This window comes from Thiocapsa bogorovii (assembly GCF_021228795.1).
Classification (GTDB): Bacteria; Pseudomonadota; Gammaproteobacteria; order Chromatiales; family Chromatiaceae; genus Thiocapsa; species Thiocapsa bogorovii.
Window position 1 is genome coordinate 860,983 of the sequence record NZ_CP089309.1, and the last position, 26,546, is coordinate 887,528.

The following is a 26,546-nucleotide window of genomic DNA, read 5'->3' on the forward strand; positions in this document are numbered from 1 at the left end:
TCGCGGGCTCAGTAAAACGCACATATGTCCGTTTCACATTGACGGATATCAGAGTCATGCCCCACGAGAACAGGGGAGAATACGGATCACCCAAGTCGGAATACGACTTTCATCAGCCGCGACGGTCGAAGACGCCACGCCCGAGAACCCCGATTAGCCCCCAATGAACCCCGAATGACCAGCCGATCAACCAGGAGAGTGAAGATGAAGATCGCCATTAGCGCCGAATCCGGCCAGGGTCTCGACAGTCAGGTCGCCCAGCACTTCGGCCATGCCCCCTACTTCATTGTCGTGAACGTCGAAAACGACGCGGTCACCACGACGCTGGACATCGCCAACCCCTTCGCCGAGGCGCATCAGCCGGGACAGATCCCGGACTTTATCAAGCAACAGGGGGTCGATGTGATGTTGAGCGGCGGCATGGGCGGTCGCGCCATCGCGTTCTTTACCCAAGCCGGCATCAAAACCGCGACCGGTGCGAGCGGCACGGTGCGGGCGTCGCTGGAGCGCTACTTGGGCGGTACGCTCGCCGCCGCAGCGCCCTGTGCCGAGAGCGTGGCGCATGGGCACGCTTGAGGGCGCTCGCGCCTCGACGAGCGATCAACACGCGGCGCTGCGGGCGGGTCGATGCCCGGAAGACGTCCGCACGGCCGCGCCTCTCGCCTCGACGAGGAGGCGCGGGTAAGGCAAGTTCTACACGGAATGACCTCGATCGGAGGAACGCATGACACCTCCCCCACGCCTGACGATCCTGTTCGACAACGAACCGGGACTTCCCGCGCTCACACGCCTTTGGGGATTCGCCGCACTGATCCGCGTCGGCGATCGGACCGTCCTGTTCGACACCGGCAGTCACGGGCGCGTGCTGCTGAAGAACATGGCCGCTCTCGGCCTGAGCGCGGAATCCCTTGATCTGCTGTTTCTCTCCCACCCCCATTGGGACCACATCGGCGGATGGGATTCGGTTCTGGAGTTGAATCCGCGGCTGACCGTCGTGGTGCACGAGGGTTTTTCAAAGCACCTGATCCGAGATCTGCGGGGTCTGTGCGGCGACCTGATCGTGGTCGGAGCCGATCCTCGCCCGCTCGCCCCGGGGCTTTTTTCCACCGGGATGCTCGACAGCAACCCACCGGAGCACGCGCTGGTGATCGATACCGTAGAGGTCACCGCCGCAATCAGCGGTTGCGCGCATCCCGGGATGGAGCGAATCGTCGAACGCGGTGTCGGCCTTCTCGGCAAATCGGTCGACTGGGCGATCGGGGGCTTCCATTTGATGGACGCAGACCCGGTTCGCATCGAGCAATCCGTCCGGAACCTCAAGGCGCTCGGGGTGACCGGCGTCGTCCCGACACACTGCACGGGAGACGCCGGTAAGGCGGCGTTTCGACGTGCCTTCGGCGCAGCCTGTCTCGATGGGGGTGTCGGCAGGGATATCGGCGCATGATCGGTGATCCTCGGCAACGACAGCGTCTTCTCGATGCCTTCCCGTTTCTTCAGGCGGCATCGGAGGAGTTCCAAGCCGAGGTGTTCGCTCACGTCACCTTGGTCCGCCTGCCGGTCGGGCAGCTGATCTCCCACGACGGCGACCATTGCACGCAGCTGCCCTTGGTGCTGACCGGAACAGGGCGCGTCTACAAGCTCGGCGAGAACGGTCGAGAGATCACCCTGTACCGCGTTCATCCCGGCGAGAGCTGCGTGGTCACCACATCCTGCATCCTCAGCGGACGGGCCTTTCCCGCCTTCGCCGTGTGCGAGAGCGCGGTCGAGGCGGTCGTCGTTCGACCGGCAGAGGTCCGCCGCTGGATGTCCACCTCGGAGCCTTGGCGGGAATATATCTTCGGCCTGATCGCCAACCGCTTGCAGGAGGTCTTCGGCGTTCTCGATGCGGTGCTCTTCCAGCGCCTGGATCAACGTCTGATCACCCATCTCCTCGGCCTTCGTGCAACCGGCTCGGGGCCGGGCATCCAGATGACGCATCAGGCCCTCGCGGTCGAGCTGGGATCCTCGCGCGAGGTCGTCAGCCGTGTTCTCAAGGGCCTGGAGTCACAGGGACTGCTGCGCACGACGCGCGGCCTTATAGAGTTGCTGGACATTCCCGCGCTCGAGGTGCGGTCCCAGGAGGGCTGAGCCGGCGCAAACCCGTCCCTCGGTGACAAAGTCACTGAATCGCCAGCTCGCCCCGATTAGTCTTGCACCACACACTCGTCGGATCGGCCGAACACGCCGGTCCCCACAACAGCAGAGAGCATCCTATGACCCCGAATGTCGGAACACTCGACCGCACCCTCCGTATCCTCGCCGGCGTCGCCATTATCGGCTGGGGCGTCTATGCCCAAAACTGGCTCGGCGCCATCGGGCTGGTGCCGCTGGCCACCGGGCTCTTGCGCTGGTGCCCCGTCTACCTGCCCCTCAAGCTGAACACCGGCAAATAGGCTCGGATCGCGGGACAACCGCCGGAACGGCCCGCTCGGTCACCAAGGCAAGCGGCTCTTCGACGGGCCGGCAACACCGGTCCGAATGAAAGCCGCCAACGCGACCTAAGGCTGCTCCGGATCCGGAGCAGCCTTTTTTTCTTATCCGAAATTCGGCCATCGGAACCGCAAAGGCGCAAACGATGCCTATAAAAACAGAGACTTGCTTATCAGCCCCCTTGTTGTTTCCAACATACCCTCGTCGCAGATTTCTAGGATTCGCTCACCTGACTGCCGCCGATCCTTCCGCACTGCGGAACCGGAGGAGAGTCAGCGGAAGGGGCAAGTGTCGAACCGTTGCAGACGCAGGTGCTTCGCCGGCCGGGGTCCGCAGTCGAGTCGGCAGCGGACACTCGCCGTAGCCATGAGTTACAGATACTGTCCACGGAACTCGAAAAATGGGCGCGAATAGTCGAAGACGGGCTAAGTCGCGCCGGATTGATCTGAGCCCAAGACCCCGGGATCGCCCGGCCTCTGCAACAACTCCACCTGCAGCGGCCTGGAGGTATCCATATGCAGATCGCGCTGCGGAAAAGCGATGACGATCCCGGCGTCCGCGAACTTGCGATTGATCGCCTTGTGCAGATCGGTGATGGTGGCGATCCGATAGTCGATCGAGCTCAGATAGGCGCGCAAGATCAGCGTGAGGGAGTTGTCGCCGAAGCCCTCGAAACTCAGAACGGGGGCGGGATCGTCGAGGACGTGCTCGTGCTCTTGTGCCGCCTCGCGCATCAGCGCCAGGGCCTTGTCGACATCGCTGCCGTAGGCCACGCCGGCGACGACGACCACCCGCGTCATCTGGTCGGACAGGGACCAGTTGAGCAGTCGTCCGGTGACGAATTCCTTGTTCGGCACCAGGAGCTCTTTGCGGTCCCAGTTGCGAATCGTGGTCGCCCGAATCTGGATCTTGGTGACGACGCCATCGGTATCGCCGACGGTGACGATGTCGCCCACCCTGACCGGACGCTCGAACAGGATGATCAGCCCGCTGATGAAGTTGGCGACGATCTCCTGCAGGCCGAAGCCGATGCCGACGCCGAGCGCTGCCACCAGCCATTGCAGCTGAGACCACTGGACGCCGATGAGTCCAAAGACCACCAGCAGACCGACGGTGATGATGGCATAGGTGGTCAAGGTCGTGACGGTGTAGCGGCTCCCGGCCGTCACGTCGGCGCTCCGCAGCAGGATCATCTCCAGCACCGCAGGGAGCTGCTTTGCGAAGACGAAGGTTGCTACGCCGATGACTAACGCGAGACCGAGATCGGCCAGGGTGATCGGGTCGAGCCGTTCTTCGCCGTCGACGTTAACGGTCTGTTGCCAAAGGCTGACGTTGTCCAGTACACGCAACGCCGGGATGACATCGGACCAGATGATCCATAGACCAACGACCCCGGCCGTAACGACGGCGGTCGTGATCAGACCGCCGGTCGTATCGCTGAGGGCGTCGAGATCGACCTCCGGCTCTTCCACCTCCGTCAGCCCGGCACCGTTGTCGCCATCACGTTGTTCGGCGTCGCGTTGGCGAGCTGCCTCTGCGGCTCGGCGGCGCTCCATCGCCTTGTTGAAGGCGATGCGCCGGCGTGTGACCTTGACCCAGCGTTGCGCCAGTGCCGCCAGGAGGAGCAGCGCGACCACCATCCAGGTGCTCTGAACGTACCGGCCGAGGAGGATTTGCGCCGTATAGAGGTACCCCAGCAGCTCAAGTACCCCGAGCGCCAGGGGAGCGATGACGAGCAACGAATACCAGAACGGGTACAGGAACGGCAGCTTCCGCTCCTCGGAGCGTCCCGCCGCGTGCGCGAAGACGCCCGACCTCGGGTGCAGCAGGCGGAAGAACGCGAAGGCCAGGGAGACGGCGAGAATCACAAAGGCGACGCGCCCCACCGCCCAGCCGTTATTGAGCGGATCGAGGTGGACGATGACCAGGAGCACCCCGGCCGCCGGCAGGTAGGTCCAGGACAAGCGGTCCAGCTCGCGTCGGAGTAACCGGAGGTTGGGCTCTGGCCAGCGGAAGTGGGCCGCCGCGAGCCCTCGCGGGATGCAGATGAGCCGCAGCGCACGCAGGAAATAGAACTGCATGGCCAGCGCGACGAGTGCCCCGCCCACGGCCATGGAGAAGTCGGTGGCCCGGGGCGAGACCCGAAGCTGCCAGCCCGCGACCGCCGCGACCAAAGGCCAGGCGGCAGCAGCGACAAGGGTGACGACGAGCACCTGCACGCTGTAGGCGAAGCGGTCGGTCGTCGGCTTGCCAAGCCGCTCGCTGGTGGTCTCGATGAACCGGATCAGGTGCTTGCGACCCCACAGGAATGCGGCAAGGACAACGCCGAGCAGGACGAAGACGGCGGAGTGCGTGGCCTGATGGGCGAGCACGCCGGCGACCCCGGTCCAACCGCTCGGCGAAACGATCCGCCAGACCTGATCGGGCAGTGCCCCGAGCTCGTCGAGCTGGGCGCGGGAGGCACTGCGCACCCAGAGCAGGTTCACATCGAGCAACTCCTCGAAGCGTTTGATCGTCGCCAGGAGGTCCGATTGCGCGTTTTCGAGCTCGCCGAGCTTGCGCAGCATCACGTCCTCGGACTCGATGGCCTTCTCCAGCACGGCCTGGCGCTCGTCGACGAGCGCAACGAGCCGTGCCCGCATTGGCGCCAGCGCATCATCCGCACCCGCTTCGGCCAGCAGCGTGCCGAGGTAGGCGTCCGTGTCCGCCAGTCGCTGCTGCTCGCGCCGGTTCAGGACGCGCTTGACGCCGATCTCGCTCGCCTTCTCCTCGCGCTCCCGTGCCGCACGCTCGAACGTGCGCAGGTCAGGCAGGGATTGACGCTGCTGCCGCAGCAGGTTGCCAAGCTTGCCACTGAGGTTGGCGCCGCCGATCGCGATGACCTCCCGGGCGCTCTCGAAGTCACCGTCGAGTTGTTGTTGCAGCCGCCGGGTCGACTCGGTCTGAAGCCGGATCTCGTCGAGGTGAGCGACGGTCTCGGCGACATCGCCGGACAGAGCGGCATTGCGCTCGGCGAGCCGCACGACCAAGGGGTGTCGGCCTTCCGCTTCCAGGCGTGTCGCCTCCGCTGCCACCTTGGCGCGCTCAGCGTCGGCTTGCCGCCGCTGCGTGATCCCTTCTTCCAACTGCGCGACTCGCCGACCGATCGCTGCTGCATCTCGCGCCGCCTTGTCGCGTTTCGCCTCCAACAGCCCGGTCCGGGCCGGCTGGCTCAGGAGCTCCTGACGGAGCATGTCGATCTCGGCGGCCAAGGCTTCGGCATGGGTGTCCAACGCCCATCGCCGCGCCTGCGACTCCGCGGAGGCCTCCCCGGAGGCCGCCACCAACTGTCGCTGGGCAAGGTTCTCGGTCTGTTCCGCTTCGGCCGCTTGCAGACGCTGACGGATCGCGGCGGAGCGGGCGGCCGCCTCGTCGAGTCGGTTCGACAGGTCCGCCAGCCGCTTCTCGGTCAGCGCGAGATCGCCTTTATCCTGTTGCAGGAATGCCTCCAAGTCGGGAAGCGGGACCGAATCCTGTAGCGGCGGGGTGTCCTCGGCGACGGCCGGCTCAGTCAGCGTCTCGCGAATGGCCTGCGCCTCGGCTGGCGCCGTCTGCAATGTCTCCCGAAAGCTCTCCGCGGCGGCTCGATCCGCCATCGCCTCTTCCAGGTTGCTCAGCGCCCGTCGGTAGAGGGAGAGCAGCCGGTTTTTGGGCTCCTCCGGCAGACCGGACGCCGACTCGGTCTCGGCGATCTTCGCTTCGAGGGTCTCCACCGTCACCGGGACGGACGCGTCCTGGATCGCTTGCTGAGCGGTGGCGAGCGGCGCAACGCTGGCCAGCAGCCAGAGACCGAGCGCCGGGAGGCGACGCGGCTGCCGGGGGATTGCGGCGCGGCGCCGCCGGAGGTCACCATTCATAGCCGAGCTTGAGGCGCACTGTGGTATCCGTCGTCTTGGCCTCCACGGCCGGATTGCTGTCGTAGTCGTATTCAAGCTCGATGGCACCCGTGAAACCGCCGGCCAGAGGCACGCTCACACCCGTCCAAGACTGCCAGAAAACCTTGTCTTCGCTGTCGAGGGCCACGTAGCCGAATTGGCGGTGGTAGGGCTGCAGACGGTCCTGCCAGACGAGCTGGTCGTAAAGCAGGAACCATGCCGCGCCCGAAGAATTTTGGTCGGGCTGACCGTAGAAGTCCTCCTGCAGTGCCGCCGGACCGGCCTCGACGGCGAGGTTCAGCGCGTCGCTCTCGAACACCAGATTGCCGAGGACGGGTCCGCCGACGCTCCGCAGGCGGAGGTCCGAGAAACGATCATGCTCCAGCGCGAACCAGGCTGCGCCGTACCAGCGGGACGGGAAGACCCGACTGTATTGATTGAAGGTCGCCCACTTGTCGGTGGTCTCCTCCTCGTCGTCGGTGTCGAATTCGAGCGCCCCACGGCTGTGGAGACGATGCCAGCCGTGGCGGTATTCGACCTGGTAGTCGAAATCGACCTCGCTCTTGTCCGTGTTGCCCTGATCCTGGCTCAGTGCAAAGTTGACGCGCCCGCTCCATTCACTTCCGGGCGTAAAGGGTGATGACCTTGCAGACTCGGCGCGGGCCGGCATGGGTGACGGCTCCGTGGAACGCACCCTTGTCGCGTCGTGCTCATTGGCCGTCGAGCCGTCTGCAATGGGCGTGGTCGTGGCATCGGGGCACTCCTGCGCGACCCGGCGCGCCTGCGTCGCCCCACGGCGCAGCGATCGGACCTGACTGCGCTCGATCCGGACGATGCCGGCGTAGGCGGTTTTCAGCAGGACGCGATCGGCATCGGTCTCGATGATCGTACCACTGAGGCGGTCGCCGTTGGCCGTGATGATCTCGTCGCCGAACGCCGCATCCGACGAGAGCACACCGAGAAGAACGATGGTCGGAGCTGAAGCGATGGCCCCTGAACCTAAAAAGAGCAGTTAGCGCCCGTCGCGGAGCGTTTTCGGCCCGCGGGCGAGTACACATACCGGCGGTTCGGCGGCTACGCCGGCGCCGGTAACACCGCCGGCGGCTGCAATTGGCGGCCGTTGAGATACTTCACCAGCGCCCGCGAGAGGAGCCGGTACCAGCGTTGCAGGGGACTCAACTGCTCCGCAGTTCGGCGCAGCGTGTTGAAGAAGGCCGTGATCTCGCGGCAGGTCGCCTCCACCCACCCGGCTTCGGCATGGGGATGGCTGATGGTCAGGCGCGTCTGCCCGCCGTGACGGGTCAGTCGTGCCGGTGCGCTGAGCAGCAGCGGGCGGCTGGTGATCGCCTCGGTGTGCCGAGTCGGGTCGGCCAGGCGCACGAACAGGCTCCACCAGTTGTAGGTCAAGGCGGTGATGCGCGCCATGAAGCGGCAGCGCTTGATGTCGCGGGTGGTGAAGCCGCCCCAGCCCCAATGGTTCTTGAGCTCGTCGAAGGGATTCTCCGCGTCGGCGCGATCGCGATAGAGTTGCGCCACGCTCAGGATCTCATGGGGCAGCGAGGTCACCAGCACGGCGTACTCGTAGACGATCGTCTCGTCGGTGAGCTCGGCGAAGCTCAGGCGCAGCTGCTCGGGATCACCCTGCTCGACGACGGCCAGGTCGGCCTTGATGCGCCGGCGCAGCACGACGGCGCGCCGGGCACGGCTCCAGCCCGACAGACGCAGGGTCGTCTCGGCCCCCTGCCAGCCTTGACCGGCATCGCACCACTCGGCATCGCGCATCAGGCGCTCGACGGTCTGCTTGACCTTGGAGGTCATGCGCAGCTTGAACAGATACGGGATCCCCTCCTGCTCGGCCCGTGCCATGTTGGCTTGGGTGCCCCAATCGCGGTCGCCGCGAATGCACAGCGGCCAGTGCGCCCGCGGCAGGCGCGCGAGCAACTCCCACAGCCCCGGCGCGCTGTACTTGGACGCGGTTTGGTTGCCGGCCAGCACCTCCACGTCCAGGATCAGACGCAGACCGGCGACGAAATAGGTGTGGTAGGTGTGCGAAGGGCGCCCCGGCTTGTGCGGGTTGTAGCCCTTGAGCGCACCCTCTTGATGCCCGTAGAGCGGCTTGACCGTCACGTCGGTATCGAGAATCCAGGGCACGCCCGGCACCGGCGCCACGCAGGCGTCCAGGTGGTTCTGCAACCAGGCCACCCCGTCGGCTTCATCGAGCTTGCCGAGGTTGCGGCGCACCGAGTCCTCGCTCACCACCGCCTCCATGCCCAGCAGGGCGGCGTTGATGGTGTCGCCGCGCAGGGCACTGATGTGGGCATCGCGCTGATGCCCGGACAGCACCGCCAGGATGGCGGTACCCAGAACGTCGCGCGTGCTCGGGGCGTTCGGGCTGGTCAGCTTCAGCGGGCAGCTCTCGACCCAGGCATCGAAGCGCCCGCCCAGGCGCAAAAACTCGGTGAAGAACGGCAGCTGCCCCAGCGGGGTGACCGCCGCCTGCGCATCCCACTCGACGTGGACGCGCCCGCCAAACGTGTCCACCGCAACCGGGCCGGCATGCGGTACCAATGCGGTGGTTTCGGGTTCACCCTGCGGGTGAGGGATCGGGTTGCTCATGGGGACCTCCTTGCGCCGATATTTCAGCGGCTTGGATCACTCGAGGCAAGGTTTAACTGCTCTTTTTAGGCTGAAGGTCTGACGGTCACTCGGAGTTCGACTCCTCGTCCAGATAACGGCGAACGATTCCGGCGTCATCCAGCATGCCCACGTGATCGGCAAGGTAGAGGTTGATCCAGCGCAGCAGATTGGGCGCGTCGGGGCGCACCGCGATGCGGATGTCGCTGGACTGGCGGATGTCGGGGTCGACGGCGACGTAGATCGCGGTCGCCGGGTTGCGGCGCATCAGGTAGTCGATCTGCAGGCCACCGTGCAGTGCGGCGAATGTCTCCCCGCTTCTCACCGCCGCCATCATCTCATCGAGGCTGTCGAACTCACGCAGCGGAGACTTCGGAAAATCGCGTGCGAGGTTGGTTTGATACACACTCCCCGCAATGACGCCCACGCTCACCTCGGAGGCGGCGGGTGTATCCTCGATCGCCCGCAGCTCCGTGATCCCGTAGTGACGCTTGAGCTCTGCAAACCGGGCTCGGTTGTAGACAAATCGGCCGCTTTGCTGGATGTAGGGCCGCGAAAACAGCACGTAGCGCGCACGCAGCATGCCGCCGGACAGGTACGAGACCGCAATGTCGGCCTCTTTTCGGGCGACTACCTCGACGACACCGTCGTAGGTGTCGGCGGTGCGCACGAACGTGACCGCCACCCCCAGCTTCTTCGCCAGATCGCGGGCCAGATCGGGCTCGGAGCCCGCCGGTTCGCCGTCCGCATCGGTCATGATCATGGGCGCGGCGTCCCTGGCACGGAGCGCGACGCGGATGCTTCCGGCGTCGAGGATACGCTGGATGTCCGGAAAGACAGCCGGCTCGTCCGCGGCCGCCGGGTGGAGCACCGAGGCCAGACCGAGCACCAGCCCGGTTCCGATGGCGATGGTTCGCAGCAGCGTCGTGCTCATGCCGCCTCCGATGATCCGGAAGCGGCCTCCAGCGCCGGCTCCTCGGGCATCTCGTGACCCGGTCGCGCCGTCATGGCCGTCAGCGTGATATTCGCCTGCAGTGTCAGCACCGTGCGCACTGGCCCGATGATGTTGTCGGTGGTGGCGAGCACGACCAAGGCGAGGGAAATGGGGATGCCCACGGCGCCGAGGATCGGTGCCACGGTGGGGATCAGCACCGCCCCGCCGCCGACCGCGGTGGCACCGGCAATGATCGAGCCGATCGAAATGATCACGAAGTCCTGAAAGCCCAGATCGATGACATAGATCTGCGCCAGGAACACGGTCAGGAAGGACAACAGGAACACCGCGCCGTGCTGATTGGCAAAGATGCCGAAGGGGATCACGAGGTCCGGCACCCGACGATCGACGCCGTAGTCCTTCTCCAGCGTATCCAGGGTCGCCGGCAGCGCGACGATCGGGTTGTTGGTCATGAAGGCCAGCACGTTCGCGTTGCTCAGTTTGGACAGCGTCGCGACGACAGGACCGCGCACTGCAAGCCAGAACAACACCAGGTAGGCGACCATCAGGATCACGCCGCCGACATAGAAGGCGACCACGAACTTGGTCAGCGCAAGCAGCACCTCGGCGTCGATCTGTGCCACGAGCCCCGAGATGAACAGCAGCAGCCCCGGGGCCAGCAAGAGGATCGCCCAGCGGAACAGCTGCATGAAGGCGTCGTAGATGGCTTTGAAGAACCCGAGCGCGGGTCCCGCGGTGTCGCCCTCGATCAGCCCGAGCGCCAGGCCGAGACAGACGCTCAGGAACACGATGCTCATGACCTGGTTACCGCTCAGCGCCTCGAACGGATTGGTCGGGATAATCTGGCCCAGGAAACCGAAGATGCCGCCGTCGGCCCTCTCGGCCGCCGGCGACTCGATGATCAAGGCGCCGATGCTTTGTTCCGCCTCGGGGCCCAATCCAGTGCCGGGCGCGAGCGCGAGCGCGGTGGCGATGCCCACGACGCAGGGCAGGACCAAGCCGACGACGTAGAGGCCGGCCATGGGCTTGAACAGCGGCCTCGTGTTGTCATCGCGCAGCAGCCCGGCAATGCCGATGACGATTGCCGTGATTAGAATCGGCAGCAGGCACATCGACAGGAAAGCGATGTAGAGGCTGCCGATGGGAAAGAGGGCCGCGCCGACCGGCTTGGCGAAGAGCCCGATCAAGAAGCCGCCGGCGACGGCTACGAGAACCGATTTCGGGTCGGTCAGGATGCGTTTGAGAGTCATGGCGCTCCGTACGGCTTGTCCAGGTGCGGAACGAGGCGGTGAATGCAGGATCGGACGCGCCGAAATCGTCTCGCCGTCGCACCTTGAGTACCGATTCGGACGGTTGCACACGGCAGCGCGGCAGGCGATCCCGCATGAGTCCGCTTCGCCATTCCCGACAAGCTTATGGGCTCTCGGCAGGAAAGGAACCGACTAGGCGCCCAGAATGGGCGGTTACGGCAGACCCGAAGCGCATGTCAGGGCATCATGCCAACAGGGGCCGCGATGCCGACCAGGCCCGGACAGTTGTGGCGAGCAACGGGGCCAAATCACCCGAGCCTAGGGGATCGATCAGCCCTTTCCCAACGCTGTCGCGGCGGGGATGGACAGGGTGACCGGCTTCAATCGAGCTCCTGGATGCCGCCGCCGGAGACGGTCAGGATCTGCCCGCTGATCCAGGCCGCAGCGGGCGAGCAGAGGAAAAGCGCGGCGTTGGCCATGTCCGCCGGCTCACCGAGACGCTTGATGGGCGTGTGCTTCAGCATGTTCGCCTCGATCTCCGGGGTCAGAACGGTCTGGAGGGCATGCGTCCGGGTCGCGCCGGGGGCGATGGCGTTGACTCGGATGTTCTTCGGGCCGAGGTCGAAGGCGATGTTGCGCGTCAGGTGGTTCTCGGCGGCCTTGGATGACGCATAGGCGGCCATGCGCAGATTCGTGTTGGTGCCGGCCATGGAGGTGATGTTGAGGATGGCACCGCCGCCCGCCTGCTCCATGTGCGGCGCCGCGAGCTGGCAGAGCCTGAAGACGGAGAAGAGGTTCAGCTCGAAGGCGAAGCGCATGTCTGGCATCGGCATGTCGAAGGGCTTCGGTCCGCCGCCGCCGGCGTTGTTGACCAGGATGGTCAGGCCGCCGAAGGCGCCCATGGCGAGGTCCACCGCGGCGGCCAGGTCCTTCTCCCGGGTGACATCGCAGGGGCCGCCTACCGCCTTCCCGCCGGCGCCAACGATCAGGTCCGCGACCCGCCGGGCCGCGTCGGCATCGCGGTCCGTCACTGCAACCGAAGCACCGGCGCCGGCGAAGGTCTCGGCGATGGCGCGGCCAATGCCGCCACCGGCGCCGGTGATCAGGGCGACGGCGCCGTCGAGTCGGAAGGACCGGGGGTCGTACATGGTGTGACGGCTTGCGGCTGGCCTATGGATCGTGCGATTTGACCCGAGGCGCGGACGCGCCGCAAGCAGCCGGGTGCCCAGATTGGGTGTTGGCGATGTGTTGCAGTGCCGTGGCGGTAACCCCCAATGATGGACGAGCGCTACCGGTCCGTTCCCCGTCCTCGGTTGATCATTCACAGACTTGCGTTCCGCTCCGAATCCTGACGCCGACGACGAGCCTAGGAGCCCGATTTCTGCTCAGATATGGCCTCTCTCCACGCGCCGACGACGGCGAGCAAGTAGCGCATGGTCGCCCGGGTGGCAGGCTCAAGATCCACCGCCGCCTTGGCGGTGGCGACCAGATAACCCTTGTCGCGGCGTGTGATCCAGCCCGCCCGCTCCAGGTCGTGGAGCTTGCGGCGGACCGTCTCTCTGGGAATGCCGCTGTAGTCGGCAATGGATTGGAGATTGATCGGAGCGGGCTCGTCGGCTCGTCGGCTGTCCATGAACTGGTCGTAGCTCATGCGGTCGATGCGGCCCTGGGACAGGGTGCGTGAGCCGATGACCGCGAGCACCAACATTCGGTCCAGATCCCCACCGAACTGCCGGCGCAGCGTCACCAGCAGTTCGCAGAAGGCGTCGTTGTGCACCGGCCAGATGCGGCCGAAGTGTGCGGTCAGGCTGTCTTGATCGAAGGTCATGGCCGTTCTGCCCGGGTCGCTTATCGCTGGGTCGGAGGCGCCAGGTGGCGACCTCCTGTCGTCCGACAGTATCGCCGATATTCGGCCCATTTTGGGCGATGTGATCGGACAAGCTCCCGTCTCGATAGGCATACTGACCGTTTCCGCCCTCGATTCAGGATGCACCAGCACTCCATGAACGATGACTACCTCGGGCGGCTCCCGAGGCCGCTGTATCGCGCTGGCAGTGGTTGCCCGACGGCCGTCACCCTCTTGCGCTCTATCGCTCTTGCCGGCTGCGAGCAGCCCGCGCCGCCGCCGAGCGAGCCGACCGACATTTCTCGCCCCGCGCAGACGGGCAACCTGCCGGCGCGCCCAGAGCCGGCGGCGTATCGGACGGCGCTGGACGTGGCTCAGGCGGAGCTGGACGCCGCCGCCAGCCGCGCCCGCCGGGTGGTAGTAGGGGCGCACACAACGATCCTCGGCGTCGCGCCACCCCTGTTCGACCAATCGATCAAGAGCATGGCCGTGACCATCATGTTCGGCCTTGCCTCCGCGACGCTCTTGACGCCCATCGTCGTGCCCCTGCGCTATGCCGCGCTGCTCCGGATACAGAATCGTGCTCCAGCCTGAATGCCCAGCCGATGCCGCACCGGTCGCGGACCGGTCCTCTCCTGCTCCCGTGCGCAGCGACAAGCGGCTCCTTGCGCCAACCGCGCACCCGGCCGGGTCGCGCAGGTCTCCGGCCGCTGCGGGCGGGCTCCTGCTGGCGGGTCTCATGCTGTTGTCGGGCTGCGCCGCAGTGCCGCAGCGCCCTGCGCCGCTGCCGGCGGCGCTGGCCGACGACGCGATCATTCCCGGCATCGTCGGCGGCCGCTATTGGGGTGACGAGCGCCCGGCCGCATTGGAAGACTGGCTCGCCCTGCCCGAGGCGGCGCTGCGCGAGCGCTACGGCGGCATCATGAACCGCCCGCACAACTACCTCGTGATTTCCGGCGGCGGCGGCGACGGGGCCTATGGAGCCGGTCTGCTGACGGGCTGGACCGACACGGGCACCCGGCCGGAGTTCCAGATCGTGACCGGCATCAGCACCGGCGCGCTCATCGCACCATTCGCCTTCCTCGGGCCCGCGTATGACCCGGTACTCCGGGAGGTCTACACCCAGTTCTCCACCGACGACCTGATGGAGCCCCGCGGTCCGCTCGAGATCGTCCGCGGCGATGCCGTCTCCAACACCCGGCCGCTGCGCCGCAAGATCGCCGAATACCTGAACAAAGACGTGCTCGCGAAGATCGCCGCCGAGGGCCGCAAGGGGCGCAGCCTGCTGGTGGGCACCACGAACCTGGACGCGGGCCGACCGGTGGTGTGGGACATCACCCGCCTAGCCGCGAGCAATGCCCCGAACGCGCCGGCACTGATCCACGACGTGATCCTGGCCTCCGCGTCTATTCCCGGTGTCTTCCCGCCGGTGTTGATCAAGGTCGAGGTCGCCGGACAAGGCTACGACGAGCTGCACGTGGACGGCGGCGTCACCGCACAGCTCTTTTTCTCGCCGGCCGGTGCCGACTGGAAGCGCATCGCCGAGCGACTCGACGCCCGGGGCAAGCCCCGGCTCTACGTCATTCGCAATGCCAAGCTGCGCCCGCACTGGCAATCCGTGAAGCGCCGGCTCGTGCCCATCATGAGCCGCAGCATCGACACCCTGATCAGAACCCAAAGCATCGGCAACCTCGCCGAGCTCTACATCGTCGCCCAACAGCAGGGCCTCGAATACCGGCTTGCCTACATCCCCCAGAGCTTTTACGCCGTCGCCAAGGAGCCCTTCGACAAAGATCACATGAACAAGCTGTTCCAGCTCGGCCGCGAGCGTGCGCTCGCAAACCAGGCATGGCTCACGCTCGATGAGGTTGACTGATGCCGCCAACCGGCACTTCGAAGCCTCCCGCAAACCTCAGCCCGACCCTGGCCACAGCATGAGGGCAGTGGTCATGTCGATCGCTGACCTCATACCTCTTGCGCCGCGTTTGCGGGCAAGTTGACATGCACTCGTAAGAGGCCTTGAGCTTCAGCAGCACTCCATTACGAGGATCTCTGCAATCGGCTGCCGGTCGGAGGTGAAGGTTCTTTGGACTCATTGTGCTTGCGCCGGAATGTAACCGCCGCATCCAACATTAAGAATCACTTCGTTTGTGCCGAATGATTGTCCGCTTCTGGCCGTTATGTAGAGCGCTACATAATAGCCGGAAGCCGCCGTTAGAGCCGGCTGAGCCGATCCAAGACCGGCCGAACCGCAGTCAGCCGCAAGAGCGATGGACGCATCCGGTCGGGTCAGCGCGGATTATTCTGAGAAGTTCGCGTGGAATAAAGTGATCGACAACACCCCGCACGCTAAAAAGAGCAATCGAACCGCTTTGTGTTCTTTGCGGTTCAACTGTTCGCGGAGCGGACGCATCTGCCCGATACGGCGTTTCGCCGGCTCGCTCCAAGACCTCGTCACGGACCACCTCAAGCCTCCGCGTCGAGTACCCGTTCGGCCCACTCGGCGAGGTCTTCGAGGATCGCAAGCTTGACGGAATCACCGGCGTATTGCTCGGCCAACGCACTGAGGCACTGCTCGAATTGATCGATCACGATGCTGCCGCCTGCGGCGGGATCGGTGAGTCGGGCGAGGCGGAACAGGTCCCAGTCCTCGCGCTCTTCGGGGGTCAGCGTCTCGGGCCAGTTGCGAGCGCGGTAGCGCAACAACATCTCGCCGAGACGCGGGTCTTGAAAGCTCGGCGCATGATCGCTCAACTCGGCCGGGTCAAGTCCTTGGATCGCGTCCATCGCACGACGATCGGCGTCCGAGAAGAAACCACCCGAGTAGATCATCAGGTCGGGGTCGGTCTCAGTCGGTCCATCAGGGGCGCAATGGGCCGCACGCACCTTCTCCTCGATCGCCGCGGCGGCCTCGCGTAGCCGACGTGCGTGATCGGCGACGGTACCCGGATCGATCGACCAACGCGCCGCGGCGCCGGGCTCGAGGGTCTTCATCGGAGCCAGAACCGGCGCGCGGTTGACGTGGATCGTCTTGAGCGGGACCCGTTCGACACCCTCCGGGAGTGAGCTCGCAGGAGTAAAGAGTCGCGTCCGTATCTCCTCGGCGGAGAGCTCGATCAACAGCTCCGGGGGCGCGCGCAGATCGACACAGATCACGCCGTTGCCGTTGAGCGGATGTGCGCAGAGCGGCAGGATCGGCGCGATGCAGCCTTGGGCGGCCGGGTAGCGCGCCGAGGCATGCAGGAGCGGCACACCTCGATCGAGCAGCTCGCGCACGCGTCGCTTGTCCCGCAGGGTGAGGACATAGTCGAACAACTTTGGCTGGGCGTGCCGCAGCCGGCGAGCCAAGGCGATGGTCGCTCGCACGTCGGCGAGCGCGTCATGGGCCTGACCGTGGTCGATCTCGTTGTCGGCGGTGAGATGCTCGAGCTTGAACGACGTGGTGCCGTCCTCGCGCGTAGGCCAAACGAGACCTTCCGGGCGTAGGGCATGGGCGAGACGCAGGGCGTCGATCAGGTCCCAGCGTGAATTGCCGTTGCGCCACTCGCGCGCATAGGGGTCGAGAAGGTTGCGGTAGAGCAGATTGCGCGTGACTTCGTCGTCGAAGCGCATGCTGTTGTATCCGACCCCGCAGGTGCCGGGGACGCTCAGCTCCGCGTTGACGGCGGCGGCGAATTCGGCCTCGATCAGCCCCGTGCGCTCGGCGAGCCGGGGTGTGATGCCGGTGATGAGACAAGCCTCGGGATGCGGGAGGAGATCGGTCGAGGGACGGCAAAAAAACATGCTCGGATCGCCGATCTCGTTGAGATCGACGTCCGTGCGGACAGCGGCGAACTGGCACGGCCGGTCGCGACGCGGATCCGAGCCCCAGGTCTCGTAGTCGTGCCAGAGGAAGGTCGGCGCGTTCGGGCGACCGGCCACTCGCCTTAGATCTTCTCGCGGATACGGGCGCTCTTGCCGGTGCGGCCTCGAAGGTAGTAGAGCTTGGCGCGACGCACATCGCCCCTGCGCTTGACTTCGATTCCGGCGATCACCGGGCTATGGGTCTGGAAGACGCGCTCGACCCCTTCGCCGTGGGACATCTTGCGAACCGTGAAGGCCGAGTTCAGGCCCCGATTGCGGATCGCGATCACCACGCCTTCGAAGGCCTGCAGACGCTCGCGGGCGCCTTCCTTCACGCGGACCTGCACGACAATGGTATCGCCCGGTGCAAACTCGGGGACTTCGGTCTTCATTTGCTCTGCTTCGAGCTGGAGAATGATGTTGCTCATGGTTTCCTTCGGCTCCTGTTCTCAACCGGCCTCATCGTCGTGATGTGACCGGACAAATTCATCGAGCAGCGCCTGCTCGTGCGGATTCAAACCGCGCCGCTCCAACAGATCGGGGCGACGCAGGTATGTTCGCCCGAGGGCCTGCTGCAACCTCCAGCGCGCGACCGCGGCGTGATCGCCGCCGATCAAGACTTCAGGCACCCGGCGCCCGTCGATCTCGGGCGGGCGAGTGTAATGCGGGTAATCCAATAATCCGTCGCTGTGCGAATCCCGGGCAGCCGAGTCGGCATGCCCCAGTGCACCGGGAAGCAGTCGGATGACCGCGTCCATCACCACCATGGCCGCCAGCTCTCCGCCGCTCAGGACGTAATCGCCGATCGACCATTCCTCGTCGACATGGCCTTCGAGCAAGCGCTCATCGACGCCTTCGTAACGCCCGGCGACCAAGATCCAACCGGGCCGCCGCGACAGCTCCACCATCGCAGCCTGGTCCAAAACCCTGCCCTGCGGCGAGAGGTAGGCGACCCGACTCTCAGGCGCCTGCGCGCGTGCGGCGATGATGGCGTCACGCAAGGGCTCGACCTTCATCAACATCCCCGGGCCACCGCCGTAGGGGCGGTCATCGACGGTACGATGCCGATCCTGCGTGTAATCACGCGGGTTCCAGAGGTGCAACTCCGCCACACCTCGGGTCAGCGCCCGACCCGTGACGCCCTGATCGAGCAGGACATCGAAGAGCTGCGGGAAGAGGGTCACGACGTCGAAACGCATTAGCGACACCGAGACGGGCGTCCAGTCACCGGACCGGACCGGCAACGACGCACTCCCAGCGGCTCGCTCGCCACACCGCGCCTTCGGCAGGGGGCGCAAGCGCTAAAACGACGGATCCCAATCCACCAGCATGCGGCGTTGCCCGAAATCGACATCCTTGACCACGTCGCCCCAAACAAAGGGCAGCAGATGCTCCCGATCGCCCCTGACGACGACGACATCGTTTGCGCCGGTCGAAAAGAGGTGATCGATCGAGCCGAGTACGACGCCCTCGGTCGTCTCAACCGAGAGTCCCTCAAGATCGACCCAGTAAAATTCATCAGGCGACGCCGGCGGAAGCTGATCGCGAACGACGGCGATATCTTGCCCGACGAGTGCAGCCGCTCGATCGCGGTCGTCACAGCCGCGAAGGCTGACGACGAGGCCCTTGCCGTGTCGTTTGCCGTCTGTCACCGTCCAGGCCGCTGCGTCTGCGCCGAGCAGCCAGGGCGAGTAGTTCAGGATGCCCTCAGGCGGATCCGTGTCCGACATCACCTTAAGCCATCCGCGCACGCCGTACACGCCTGCGATGTGCCCGACGACGATGTGCGTCGAATCCGGCTGAACGGCCATCGTTCCGGGCGGTGCGAGTCGGCGTCGCGAGGTGCGAGCGTTCGGACTAGGCAGCGACCGCGGTTGCCGACTCTTCGCGAGCCGCTTGCTTCAGAAGCTGCTTGACACGGTCCGTCGGCTGGGCGCCGCGTTCGATCCAGTGCTGCGCGCGCGCGCGATCGACGCGCAATCCAACCTCGCCGCCTCGGGCGAGCGGATTGAAGAATCCGAGGCGCTCGATATAGCGCCCATCACGCTTGGCGCGGATGTCGGCGACAACAATCTGATAAAAGGGGTTCTTTTTGGAACCACCCCGAGACAAACGAATCGTAACCATGTGCTGTCCTGGACCCAGACGATTTGACGTTGCGGGAATGGCCCCGCAGGTAAACGCGCAAATATACAGAATCCGGCGGAAAATGGAAGTGGCGATCCGGCTTACGGACCAGAATCGCGGGAATGCATCACCCGAGAATCGTCTTCAATCCCGGCGACAGCGCGGCGAGCAGCGTGTGATGATCAGGAAACAAGCCCCCGATGTGCTCCGCCGGAGACTCTTTTCGGCGCAAAAACCCATCGATCCAGACATCCAAGCTCGCTATCCATCGGACCGACGCGCGCTCGCCGAGGTCAAGGTGCGTCGCAGATCGGCCTCGAGACGCTCGAGCTCTTGGCTGGCGACGGCGCGGGCGCGCTTCCCCTCGTCGGCAATCGCCAAGCTCTCCTCGATCGTCTCGATCAAGGTTTGGTTGGCGTGCTTGACCACCTCGATGTCGAAGACGCCGCGCTCGATCTGGCGGCGGGCCTCGGCGTTCGCCGATTTGAGATTGTCGGCATTGGCGCGCAGCAGGTCGTTGGTGAGATCGGTGGCCGCCCGGATGGTGTCGGCCGCCTCGCCGGAACGGTAGATGGTGACCGCCTGAGCCAACTGCTGCCGCCACAGGGGCACCGTGTTGACGAGGGTCGAGTTGATCTTGTTGATGAGACCCTTGTCGTTCTCCTGGACCATGCGGATGCTGGGCAGGCCCTGCATGGTGACCTGGCGCGTCAGCTTCAGGTCATGCACCCGCCGCTCCAGGTCGTCGCGTGCGCCGCGCAGATCCTTTAGACGCTGGACCTCCACCATGTCTTTGCTGGTCTCGACCTGAGCGGCCAAACCGGGGATGGTCGACTCGTCGAGCTCAGCCAGCTTCGCCTCTCCTGCCGCGATGTACTGCTCCAAGGTTCTGAAATAGTCCAAATTGGCGACGTAGAGTCGGTCGAGCGCGGTCACGTCGGTCAGAAGCTTGGTCTTGTGCCGCTCCAATTGTCCCGAGATGGTCTCGATCTGATCGCGTACCGCCTCGTACTCCTGAAGGAACTTGACGACAGGCCGACCTTTCCCCGTCAGACGCGCCAAGAAACCGGGCTTGCGGTTTGGATTCAGGTCATCGACACGAAAGCCTTTGAGCGTCGTCACCATCTCGCTCAGCGCGGCCCCGGCGGGGCCGACGTCTTTTGCCCGTACGCCTTCGAGCATTTGATCGGAGACCTCGGTGAGGCGCTCTTGGGCCTTGGAGCCGAAGAAAAGGATGGAGTGGGTGTCGTTCAGATCGAGCTCCTGCAGCAGGCGTCCGAGCTGCGCCTCGTCGATCTGCGGCACCTGAGCCTCCTCGGCAACCATGAGCGGCCGCTGCGCCGCACGCTGCGAATCGGCGAGGGCGATCTCCGCGACGGGCTCGGCTGTCGGCGCAGGCCGCGCACCCGTCGCTTGCCCCTGCGCGTGAGGATCCATCGCTGCAGCATCGCCTCGGTCTTGCTCGCTCACTCAATCTCTCCCGATGGATTTAAACCGCGCCCGACGCGGTATGCGTTGTTTTTGGATGTGATCGGCCCCGGCAGACTTAACGGCCGTTTGAGCCGGCGCGGCTTAAGATTCCAAAAAAATATTATTCTGAACCGCGCCCCGCCGAGGCCATTATTCACAGCGACGGAAGACCGACGCGGAGGCGTCGCATGTCACCCATGGCGCGGTTTAGTCACTGAATCCCTTCGCGCTCGAGCTGCTTCTTCAGCACCTCGATCTGGATATCGAGGTCCATCACGTCGGTCTTCAGAAGCCGCTGGTGTTGCTCGTCGAACACCTGCTCGACCGTCACCAGGACATTTCGAAAATTTTGCTCCAACTCGCGCGAATCCGCCAGACGATGGGTCCGCGCGTAACCGTCGGCGACCTGCTGGACGCCGTCGAGATAGACGCTCAGAAACTTGCGTGCGCGAAACAAATCGGTGGGCCGATCAGCAATCTGATCGAGGATCGACCGGCCCTGCGATCCGATACGTTGAAGGCGGATCTTCAGTTCCGGGTTGGCGATGGTCTTCGCCGCGCGGTCCAGGTCGATCAGCTTGCGCTCGGCTTCCGCCAAGGCCGCCGCGATCTTGCGCGAGCGCTCGTCGTTGGTCGCGAATGCGCGTGGACGACCCAGCGGCTCGAATCCGTAAAGAAGGTGGAACCCGAGCATGGCGACCGCGGCATAGGCGAGGCCGAGACCGAGCCCCTGATGGACCGAGACCACGGCGGCAAGACCGGTTGCCAGGCCCGTGAGCAGCCCTCCGATGGTCTTCAGAGGAACTCGCTGCAGACGTGTGAAGCGCAGGATCTGTTGCGCAGACTCGGCCTTCAAGCCGCGTCGAGTCAGGTCTGCCGCCGCCATGAAGATCGCGAAAACCCCGCCGTCTGCGAGAACCACATCCAACCGCCCTGCCCCGAGCCCGATCAAGGCGCCGATCAGGAGCGGGATCGGCAGGACATACAGCAGGGTCCCTCTTGCGCGCGGTCGCCTCGCCCACCCCGCACTCTGCTCCGAACCGCTCTGCCGAACGGGCTTCACCCCGAGAATAAGCTCGGTGAGACCTAGGGTACGACGTTGCTCGGGGGTTGTTCCCGTCGGATCGACCATCAGAGGATCCACATCGCCTGGCACGAGACTAAGCCCACGCTGAAGGTCAGCAAGACGCCGCCGAGCAAGCGGATACCCCACGACGGTCGCGTCGGTGTTTGCGGTGCAATTTGTGATTTCTCGGTCATCGTTGGAACGTCTTGCTTAGAGCAGCTTCACCAGCGCCGCCATTGCGCCGACCTGTGCAAACATCAGCGGAATCAGCCATATCAGCAAGATATTCCGGCTGCGCTCGATCTCGGCCTTGACCTCGCCGCGCAACTGTTCAATCTCGGTCTTGACCTCGCCGCGCGACTGTTCGATCTCGGTCTTGACCTCGCCACGCAACTGTTCAATCTGGGTCTTGACCTCGCCGCGCAACTGTTCGATCCGGACCAACAGATCGGCGCGCACCTGCTCGATCTCCTTCTGAAGGCGCAGCTCCGTCTCGCGTAACTGCTGCCGGGTGACCAAATCCGGCAGATGCGGATAACGCTCCTCCAAACGCTCGAACGCCGAAGCGATGACACGCGCACGCGTTCTGTCATCGGGCGCGCTGGCCAATGCCTCGTAAAGTTCGACAACGGAGCTCATCGGATTCCCGTGATTGCTTGCGTCCGGTGAAATGCCCACAGTCTATCTCAGATTCAAAATCGCGGTGGTTCCCGGGAGCCGGGCCAGTGCCTGCGTCAGCCCGTGTTTCGCATCCCCGCCGCGATCGCATTGATCGAGCGCAGCAGAGGATCGAGCCATTCTTCGCGTTTCTCTTCCTCGCGCTCGTGACGATAACGCTCCAGAAGCGAGACCTGGATATGATTCAAGGGGTCCAAATAGATGTTGCGGCGGGCAAGGGAGCGCTGCAGTTCCGGCGTTTCCTCCATCAGACCGCGCAGACCGGCGACGTTCAAGACCTGGACCAAGGTGCGCTCGTACTCGGCCTCGATGATGCCGTAGATCGCCTCGGCCTGCTCCTGGTTCTCGGCGAGACGGGCATAGGCCCGCGCGATATGCATCTCGGCCTTGAAGAGCGACATCTGGGTGTTGGACAGGAGGGCGCGAAAATAGGGCCACTCCTGATACATTTTCTGGAGCTTCACGAGACGCTCGAGATCGTTTCCGCGATACCGCTCGATGGCGTAGCCGATGCCGAACCAGGCGGGCAAGGTCTGACGCGACTGGGCCCATCCGAAGACCCAGGGGATCGCGCGGATAGACTTCAAGGAGCGATCGGCCTTCTTGCGATGTGATGGGCGCGAGCCGATGTTCAACAGCGCGATGCCGTCGAGCGGGGTGCACTCGTAGAAATAATCGAGAAAGCCATCGGTCTCCTGCGTGAGCGCCCGATAGGCATCCTCGCCGTAGCGAGCGAGCTCGTCCATGACACCGAGATAGTCCTTGCGATCCTCGGGCGGAGGCTCGATCAGACAGCGGCTGGCCTTGATGAGCCCGCTGATGCCGAGTGTCAGCTCGTAGCGCGCGGTCTCGGGATTCGCGTAGCGGTAGGAGAGCACCTCGCCCTGCTCGGTGAGCTTGATCTGTCCATGCACCGTATCCGTGGGCTGAGCGAGAATGGCCTCGTGGGTCGGCCCGCCGCCGCGCCCGACCGTGCCGCCGCGTCCGTGGAAGAGTCGGCACGAAACGCCCTCGTCGTCGGCGAGCTGGATCACCCGGCGCTGCGCCTCGTAGAGACGCCAGCTCGAGGCCAGAATACCGCCGTCTTTACATGAATCCGAATACCCGAGCATCACCTCCTGCTGATTGCCCGATGCCTTCAGCAGCGCGCTGTAGGTCGGATCCTTGAACAGCCGCCCCATCACCTCGCCGATGCGATTCAGGTCGTCGATGGTCTCGAACAGGGGCGAGATCTGGATCTTGCAGAACCAACCCCGGCAGTCTTTGCCGGCGAGTCCGGCAAGCCGCGCCAGCAGCATGACCTCCATGACATGACTGGCGTAATGGGTCATCGAGATGACGTACTGCCCGAACAGACTTTCGCTGATCTCGGCACGCATTCGCGCCATCACCTCGAAAACCTCCAGCGTCTCGCGGGTCTCCGGGGTCAAGGTTGCCTTGTCGATCACAAAGGGGTGCGGATGAGCGATTGCCTCCGCCAGGGCCATGAGGCGCTGCTCCTCGTCGAAGGCCTGATAGTAGGGCGCACCGGCCTGGCGCGCGAACAGCTCGGTCACAGCCTCCGTATGGCGAACCGATTCCTGACGGATGTCGAGATGGACCAAGTGAAAGCCGAAAGTCTCGGCGAGGCGGATGAGATCCTGCAAAGGGCCGGCAGCAGCGTTGGCATCGCCATGGTGATGCAGCGAGTCACGGATCAAGTACAGATCGGCGACAAAGTCGCGCTCGCTCGCATATCCGGCCGGCTGCGTCGGATCGTATCGCCCCGCGATTCGGGCGCGGATCCGCTGCAGATTCGCGCTCAGACGATGATCCATCATCGCCAGCTTGCGACGATAGGGCTCGTGCACGTAGCGTCGCAGGCTTTGGCCCATGGTGTCGACCCAATAGTCCTCGTCTGAATCGAGGCTGTCCATGAAGGCCGGCGACGGCTGGCAGATGGAGCTGGCATGGCTGAGCATGCGGTGCAGCTTGCGGATACGCTCCAGATAGAGCTCCAGGACCAGCTCGCCGTGCATGCGAACAGCGAGCTCGGTGGTCTCGGGCTTGACGAAGGGGTTGCCGTCGCGGTCCCCGCCGATCCATGAACCAAACCGGATGAAGCTCGGAACCTTGATCCCGCATTGCGAACCATAGACCCGGCGCACTGCCTTCTCCAGGAAGCGATAGACCTGTGGCACGGCCTCGAAGAGGGATTCGCGGAAGAAATAGAGCCCTTGCCGGACCTCGTCGGTCACCTGCGGCTTGTGGATCCGGACCTCGTCGGTCTTCCACAGGATCTGGATCTGGGTCAGGATGTCCTGAAGTCGGTCCTCCAGCTCCTCGTCGTTGAGCTTGCTGCGGTGCAGATCCTGCCCGACCAAAAAGATCCGCCGGAAGGTCTCCAAGGTCGTTCGTCTCTTGGCCTCGGTGGGATGCGCGGTGAAGACCGGAAGATAGATCAGATGTTCGAGCAGGCTTTGGAAGTTCTCGGGGCTGACCCCGTCGTCCTTGAAACGGCGTGCCAGATCGTCGAAGGAGCCGACCCAGAGCCGTTCGCCCGCGGAGATCAGATCCATGCGCGCGAGATAGGCATTCAATTCCTCGGCCGTATTGACCAGGCCGAAATAGATGTTGAAGGCGCGAATGACCTCCGACAGGGTCTGAGCGTCCAGACTCTCGATCCGCTTCATGAGCTTCCCGCGCAGCTCCGGGTCGTCGCCTTCGCGCAGCTGCATAAAGCCGTCGCGCAGACGCTCGACGATCACCAGCACGCGTTTGCGACTGTGCTCGCGCAGCACCTCGCCGAGCAGTGCCGTGAAGAGCTGGACGTCGCGCTCCAGCGCCTGGTCTTGCGAAACATCGTTCATCGGGCGTTACTCTGTGCGGACAACCACCATCGGCGGCCGTCACGAAGAAGGGGCGAGTCGAGACGGAGATACTACCTTGCCGGAGCCCGGCCGACAAAAGCCCCAACGAGTGTCGTGGACATTGCGCGCATGAGTGTGTCGGCAAGCAGCATCTGAGAAACGATCATTATGACCCTATCGAGACTCCCGCCCGCGGCCCTAGCCCAGCTCGCCGCGGTGACCGACGGTCACTTCCGCGCCGGTCCGTTGTTGGGCATTCCCCAACTGCTGAGGTCCATGGGCCAGGATCCGGACGCGGTGATCCACGCCTCGGGGCTGGATCCGCGCTTTCTCGATGATCCGGAGACAACGATCGATTTCCACGCCGGGGGCCGGCTCCTTGCCCATTGTGCCGCCATCACCGACTGCCCCCACTTCGGCCTTTTGCTGGGACACACCTCGGGTCTGCATTCGATCGGCGTGATCGGGGTACTGGTGCGCCACTCGCCGGATACGGAACGCGCTCTGCACAACCTGGTCCTGCATCTTCTGTTGCATGATCGGGGGGCCGTGCCGAGCTTGACGGTGGAAGGTGCGCTGGTGCTGCTGGGCTACGCCATCTATCAACCCGGAGTCGAGGGCACCCGCCAGATCTACGACCTGGCGATCGCGACTGCGCGCAACATACTGAAGACCCTCCGCGGCTCGGACTGGAGACCATCCGAGGTCCTCCTGCCGCATCGCGCCCCACCCGATGTCAAGCCCTACCTGCGCTTCTTCGAGTCGGCCGTGCGCTTCGACGCCGAGCGCGCTGCCTTGGTCTTTTCCTCCGACTGCTTTGCGCGCCCGGTGAGCGGTGCGGACCCGCGTCTCTACGAGGTGGCACGTGAGCGCGTCGCCGCATTGGAGGCATCGGCGAGCTGCGATATCCTGGCGCGGATTCGCCCGGTCCTGCGTAACCTTCTGTTGAGCGGCGAGGCGTCGATCGGCGAGGTGGCCGGAGTCTTCGAGCTCCACAAGCGCACCCTCAATCGGCGGATGCGGGAATGTGGACTGACCTTTCGGGAGCTGGTGGAGGAGGTGCGTTACGATCTCGCGCGACAGCTCCTGCGCGAGACCGATCTGCAGGTCGTGTCCATCGCCGAGGTGCTCGACTACGCGGACGCCGCCGCCTTCACCCGCGCCTTCCGGCGCTGGTCCGGGACCACCCCCGCCGCTTGGAGGAAGAATCAAAGCCACGGTTGAGGTGGACGATGCCCCCGAGAGGATTTGAGGGAGCGTGCGGCCGGAAGACTACCCCCGAGCTGACGCCGTGGGCGGCGGCTTACACGGCACATTGACGATCTACTTTGACCCGAGCCGTGCCGCAGGCGCCGAAGCCCTCGAAATTCACGCCTGATTTCGCCTGCCATCATGATATTCTTGGCCCGTGTCCCATGCCTCGAGACATCATGGCGGGGGACACT

Annotated in this window: 24 protein-coding genes; 7 read left to right on the forward strand and 17 right to left on the reverse strand. The window is 64.8% G+C overall.

Annotation, left to right across the window (positions count from 1 at the left end):
- The first annotated feature begins 204 nt into the window (after window positions 1-204).
- From LT988_RS03985 to LT988_RS04000, 4 genes are all read left to right on the forward strand, one after another.
- Window positions 205-576, forward strand: coding sequence for a NifB/NifX family molybdenum-iron cluster-binding protein (locus LT988_RS03985; RefSeq protein ID WP_232408944.1), 372 nt, complete (start codon window positions 205-207; stop codon window positions 574-576).
- Window positions 577-724: 148 nt separating this feature from the next.
- Window positions 725-1,444: an MBL fold metallo-hydrolase gene (locus tag LT988_RS03990; protein ID WP_232408945.1), complete on the forward strand. Its 720-nt coding sequence runs from the start codon at window positions 725-727 to the stop codon at window positions 1,442-1,444.
- Complete coding sequence (locus LT988_RS03995) at window positions 1,441-2,127, forward strand: Crp/Fnr family transcriptional regulator (RefSeq protein ID WP_232408946.1); 687 nt, start codon at window positions 1,441-1,443, stop codon at window positions 2,125-2,127. Before LT988_RS03990 ends, LT988_RS03995 begins: the two co-directional genes overlap by 4 nt.
- Before the next feature lie 125 nt (window positions 2,128-2,252).
- Entirely contained in the window at window positions 2,253-2,432 is a 180-nt protein-coding gene (locus LT988_RS04000) for a YgaP family membrane protein (protein ID WP_232408947.1), read from the forward strand.
- Between the two features lie 462 nt (window positions 2,433-2,894).
- Here the strand turns inward: LT988_RS04000 and LT988_RS04005 are convergent, their stop codons facing one another.
- The 7 genes from LT988_RS04005 to LT988_RS04035 form a co-directional block, all read right to left on the reverse strand.
- Window positions 2,895-6,365 (reverse strand): mechanosensitive ion channel domain-containing protein, encoded by a 3,471-nt coding sequence (locus tag LT988_RS04005; RefSeq protein WP_232408948.1) that lies wholly within the window; start codon window positions 6,363-6,365, stop codon window positions 2,895-2,897.
- Window positions 6,355-7,338, reverse strand: a complete 984-nt coding sequence (locus LT988_RS04010; RefSeq protein WP_232408949.1) for a DUF481 domain-containing protein — start codon at window positions 7,336-7,338, stop codon at window positions 6,355-6,357. The genes LT988_RS04005 and LT988_RS04010 overlap by 11 nt, the downstream gene beginning before the upstream one ends.
- Before the next feature lie 119 nt (window positions 7,339-7,457).
- Entirely contained in the window at window positions 7,458-8,999 is a 1,542-nt protein-coding gene (locus LT988_RS04015; protein ID WP_232408950.1) for a transposase, read from the reverse strand.
- 85 nt (window positions 9,000-9,084) lie between these two features.
- Complete coding sequence (locus LT988_RS04020) at window positions 9,085-9,951, reverse strand: substrate-binding periplasmic protein (protein WP_232408951.1); 867 nt, start codon at window positions 9,949-9,951, stop codon at window positions 9,085-9,087.
- On the reverse strand, window positions 9,948-11,222 hold the full coding sequence (locus LT988_RS04025; RefSeq protein ID WP_232408952.1) for a dicarboxylate/amino acid:cation symporter: 1,275 nt from the start codon (window positions 11,220-11,222) through the stop codon (window positions 9,948-9,950). Before LT988_RS04025 ends, LT988_RS04020 begins: the two co-directional genes overlap by 4 nt.
- A 380-nt stretch (window positions 11,223-11,602) precedes the next feature.
- Window positions 11,603-12,370 (reverse strand): 7-alpha-hydroxysteroid dehydrogenase, encoded by a 768-nt coding sequence (gene hdhA / locus LT988_RS04030; protein WP_232408953.1) that lies wholly within the window; start codon window positions 12,368-12,370, stop codon window positions 11,603-11,605.
- A 218-nt stretch (window positions 12,371-12,588) separates the two neighbouring features.
- The gene (locus LT988_RS04035) at window positions 12,589-13,050 is read right to left on the reverse strand and encodes a helix-turn-helix domain-containing protein (protein ID WP_232408954.1); all 462 of its coding nucleotides are present in this window, start codon (window positions 13,048-13,050) and stop codon (window positions 12,589-12,591) included.
- Between the two features lie 174 nt (window positions 13,051-13,224).
- Between LT988_RS04035 and LT988_RS04040 the strand changes: the two genes are divergently transcribed.
- Window positions 13,225-13,662: a hypothetical protein gene (locus LT988_RS04040; protein WP_232408955.1), complete on the forward strand. Its 438-nt coding sequence runs from the start codon at window positions 13,225-13,227 to the stop codon at window positions 13,660-13,662.
- A 145-nt stretch (window positions 13,663-13,807) separates the two neighbouring features.
- Window positions 13,808-14,944: a patatin-like phospholipase family protein gene (locus LT988_RS04045; RefSeq protein WP_232408956.1), complete on the forward strand. Its 1,137-nt coding sequence runs from the start codon at window positions 13,808-13,810 to the stop codon at window positions 14,942-14,944.
- Window positions 14,945-15,534: 590 nt separating this feature from the next.
- Here the strand turns inward: LT988_RS04045 and sbcB are convergent.
- From sbcB to ppc, 10 genes are all read right to left on the reverse strand, one after another.
- Window positions 15,535-16,989, reverse strand: coding sequence for an exodeoxyribonuclease I (sbcB, locus tag LT988_RS04050; RefSeq protein WP_232408957.1), 1,455 nt, complete (start codon window positions 16,987-16,989; stop codon window positions 15,535-15,537).
- Window positions 16,990-16,994: 5 nt separating this feature from the next.
- Window positions 16,995-17,339, reverse strand: a complete 345-nt coding sequence (gene rplS / locus LT988_RS04055; RefSeq protein ID WP_232408958.1) for a 50S ribosomal protein L19 — start codon at window positions 17,337-17,339, stop codon at window positions 16,995-16,997.
- Between the two features lie 21 nt (window positions 17,340-17,360).
- The gene (trmD, locus tag LT988_RS04060; protein WP_232408959.1) at window positions 17,361-18,110 is read right to left on the reverse strand and encodes a tRNA (guanosine(37)-N1)-methyltransferase TrmD; all 750 of its coding nucleotides are present in this window, start codon (window positions 18,108-18,110) and stop codon (window positions 17,361-17,363) included.
- A gap of 102 nt (window positions 18,111-18,212) precedes the next feature.
- Window positions 18,213-18,722 carry a ribosome maturation factor RimM gene (gene rimM / locus LT988_RS04065; protein WP_232408960.1) on the reverse strand — a complete coding sequence of 170 codons (510 nt, stop codon included), beginning with the start codon at window positions 18,720-18,722 and terminating at the stop codon, window positions 18,213-18,215.
- Window positions 18,723-18,768: 46 nt separating this feature from the next.
- A complete protein-coding gene (gene rpsP, locus LT988_RS04070) occupies window positions 18,769-19,038 on the reverse strand; it encodes a 30S ribosomal protein S16 (protein WP_232408961.1) in 270 nt (89 codons plus the stop codon).
- A 127-nt stretch (window positions 19,039-19,165) separates the two neighbouring features.
- The gene (locus tag LT988_RS25205) at window positions 19,166-19,294 is read right to left on the reverse strand and encodes a hypothetical protein (RefSeq protein ID WP_269752099.1); all 129 of its coding nucleotides are present in this window, start codon (window positions 19,292-19,294) and stop codon (window positions 19,166-19,168) included.
- 5 nt (window positions 19,295-19,299) lie between these two features.
- Window positions 19,300-20,508: a toxic anion resistance protein gene (locus tag LT988_RS04075; protein ID WP_232408962.1), complete on the reverse strand. Its 1,209-nt coding sequence runs from the start codon at window positions 20,506-20,508 to the stop codon at window positions 19,300-19,302.
- Window positions 20,509-20,719: 211 nt separating this feature from the next.
- Window positions 20,720-21,640 carry a 5-bromo-4-chloroindolyl phosphate hydrolysis family protein gene (locus LT988_RS04080; RefSeq protein ID WP_232408963.1) on the reverse strand — a complete coding sequence of 307 codons (921 nt, stop codon included), beginning with the start codon at window positions 21,638-21,640 and terminating at the stop codon, window positions 20,720-20,722.
- Between the two features lie 144 nt (window positions 21,641-21,784).
- Entirely contained in the window at window positions 21,785-22,213 is a 429-nt protein-coding gene (locus LT988_RS04085; RefSeq protein ID WP_232408964.1) for a DUF1640 domain-containing protein, read from the reverse strand.
- Between the two features lie 95 nt (window positions 22,214-22,308).
- Complete coding sequence (gene ppc / locus LT988_RS04090; RefSeq protein ID WP_232408965.1) at window positions 22,309-25,101, reverse strand: phosphoenolpyruvate carboxylase; 2,793 nt, start codon at window positions 25,099-25,101, stop codon at window positions 22,309-22,311.
- 168 nt (window positions 25,102-25,269) lie between these two features.
- Here ppc and LT988_RS04095 point away from each other — a divergent pair, with 168 nt between their 5' ends.
- Window positions 25,270-26,325 (forward strand): AraC family transcriptional regulator, encoded by a 1,056-nt coding sequence (locus tag LT988_RS04095; protein ID WP_232408966.1) that lies wholly within the window; start codon window positions 25,270-25,272, stop codon window positions 26,323-26,325.
- The last annotated feature ends 221 nt before the right edge of the window (window positions 26,326-26,546 follow it).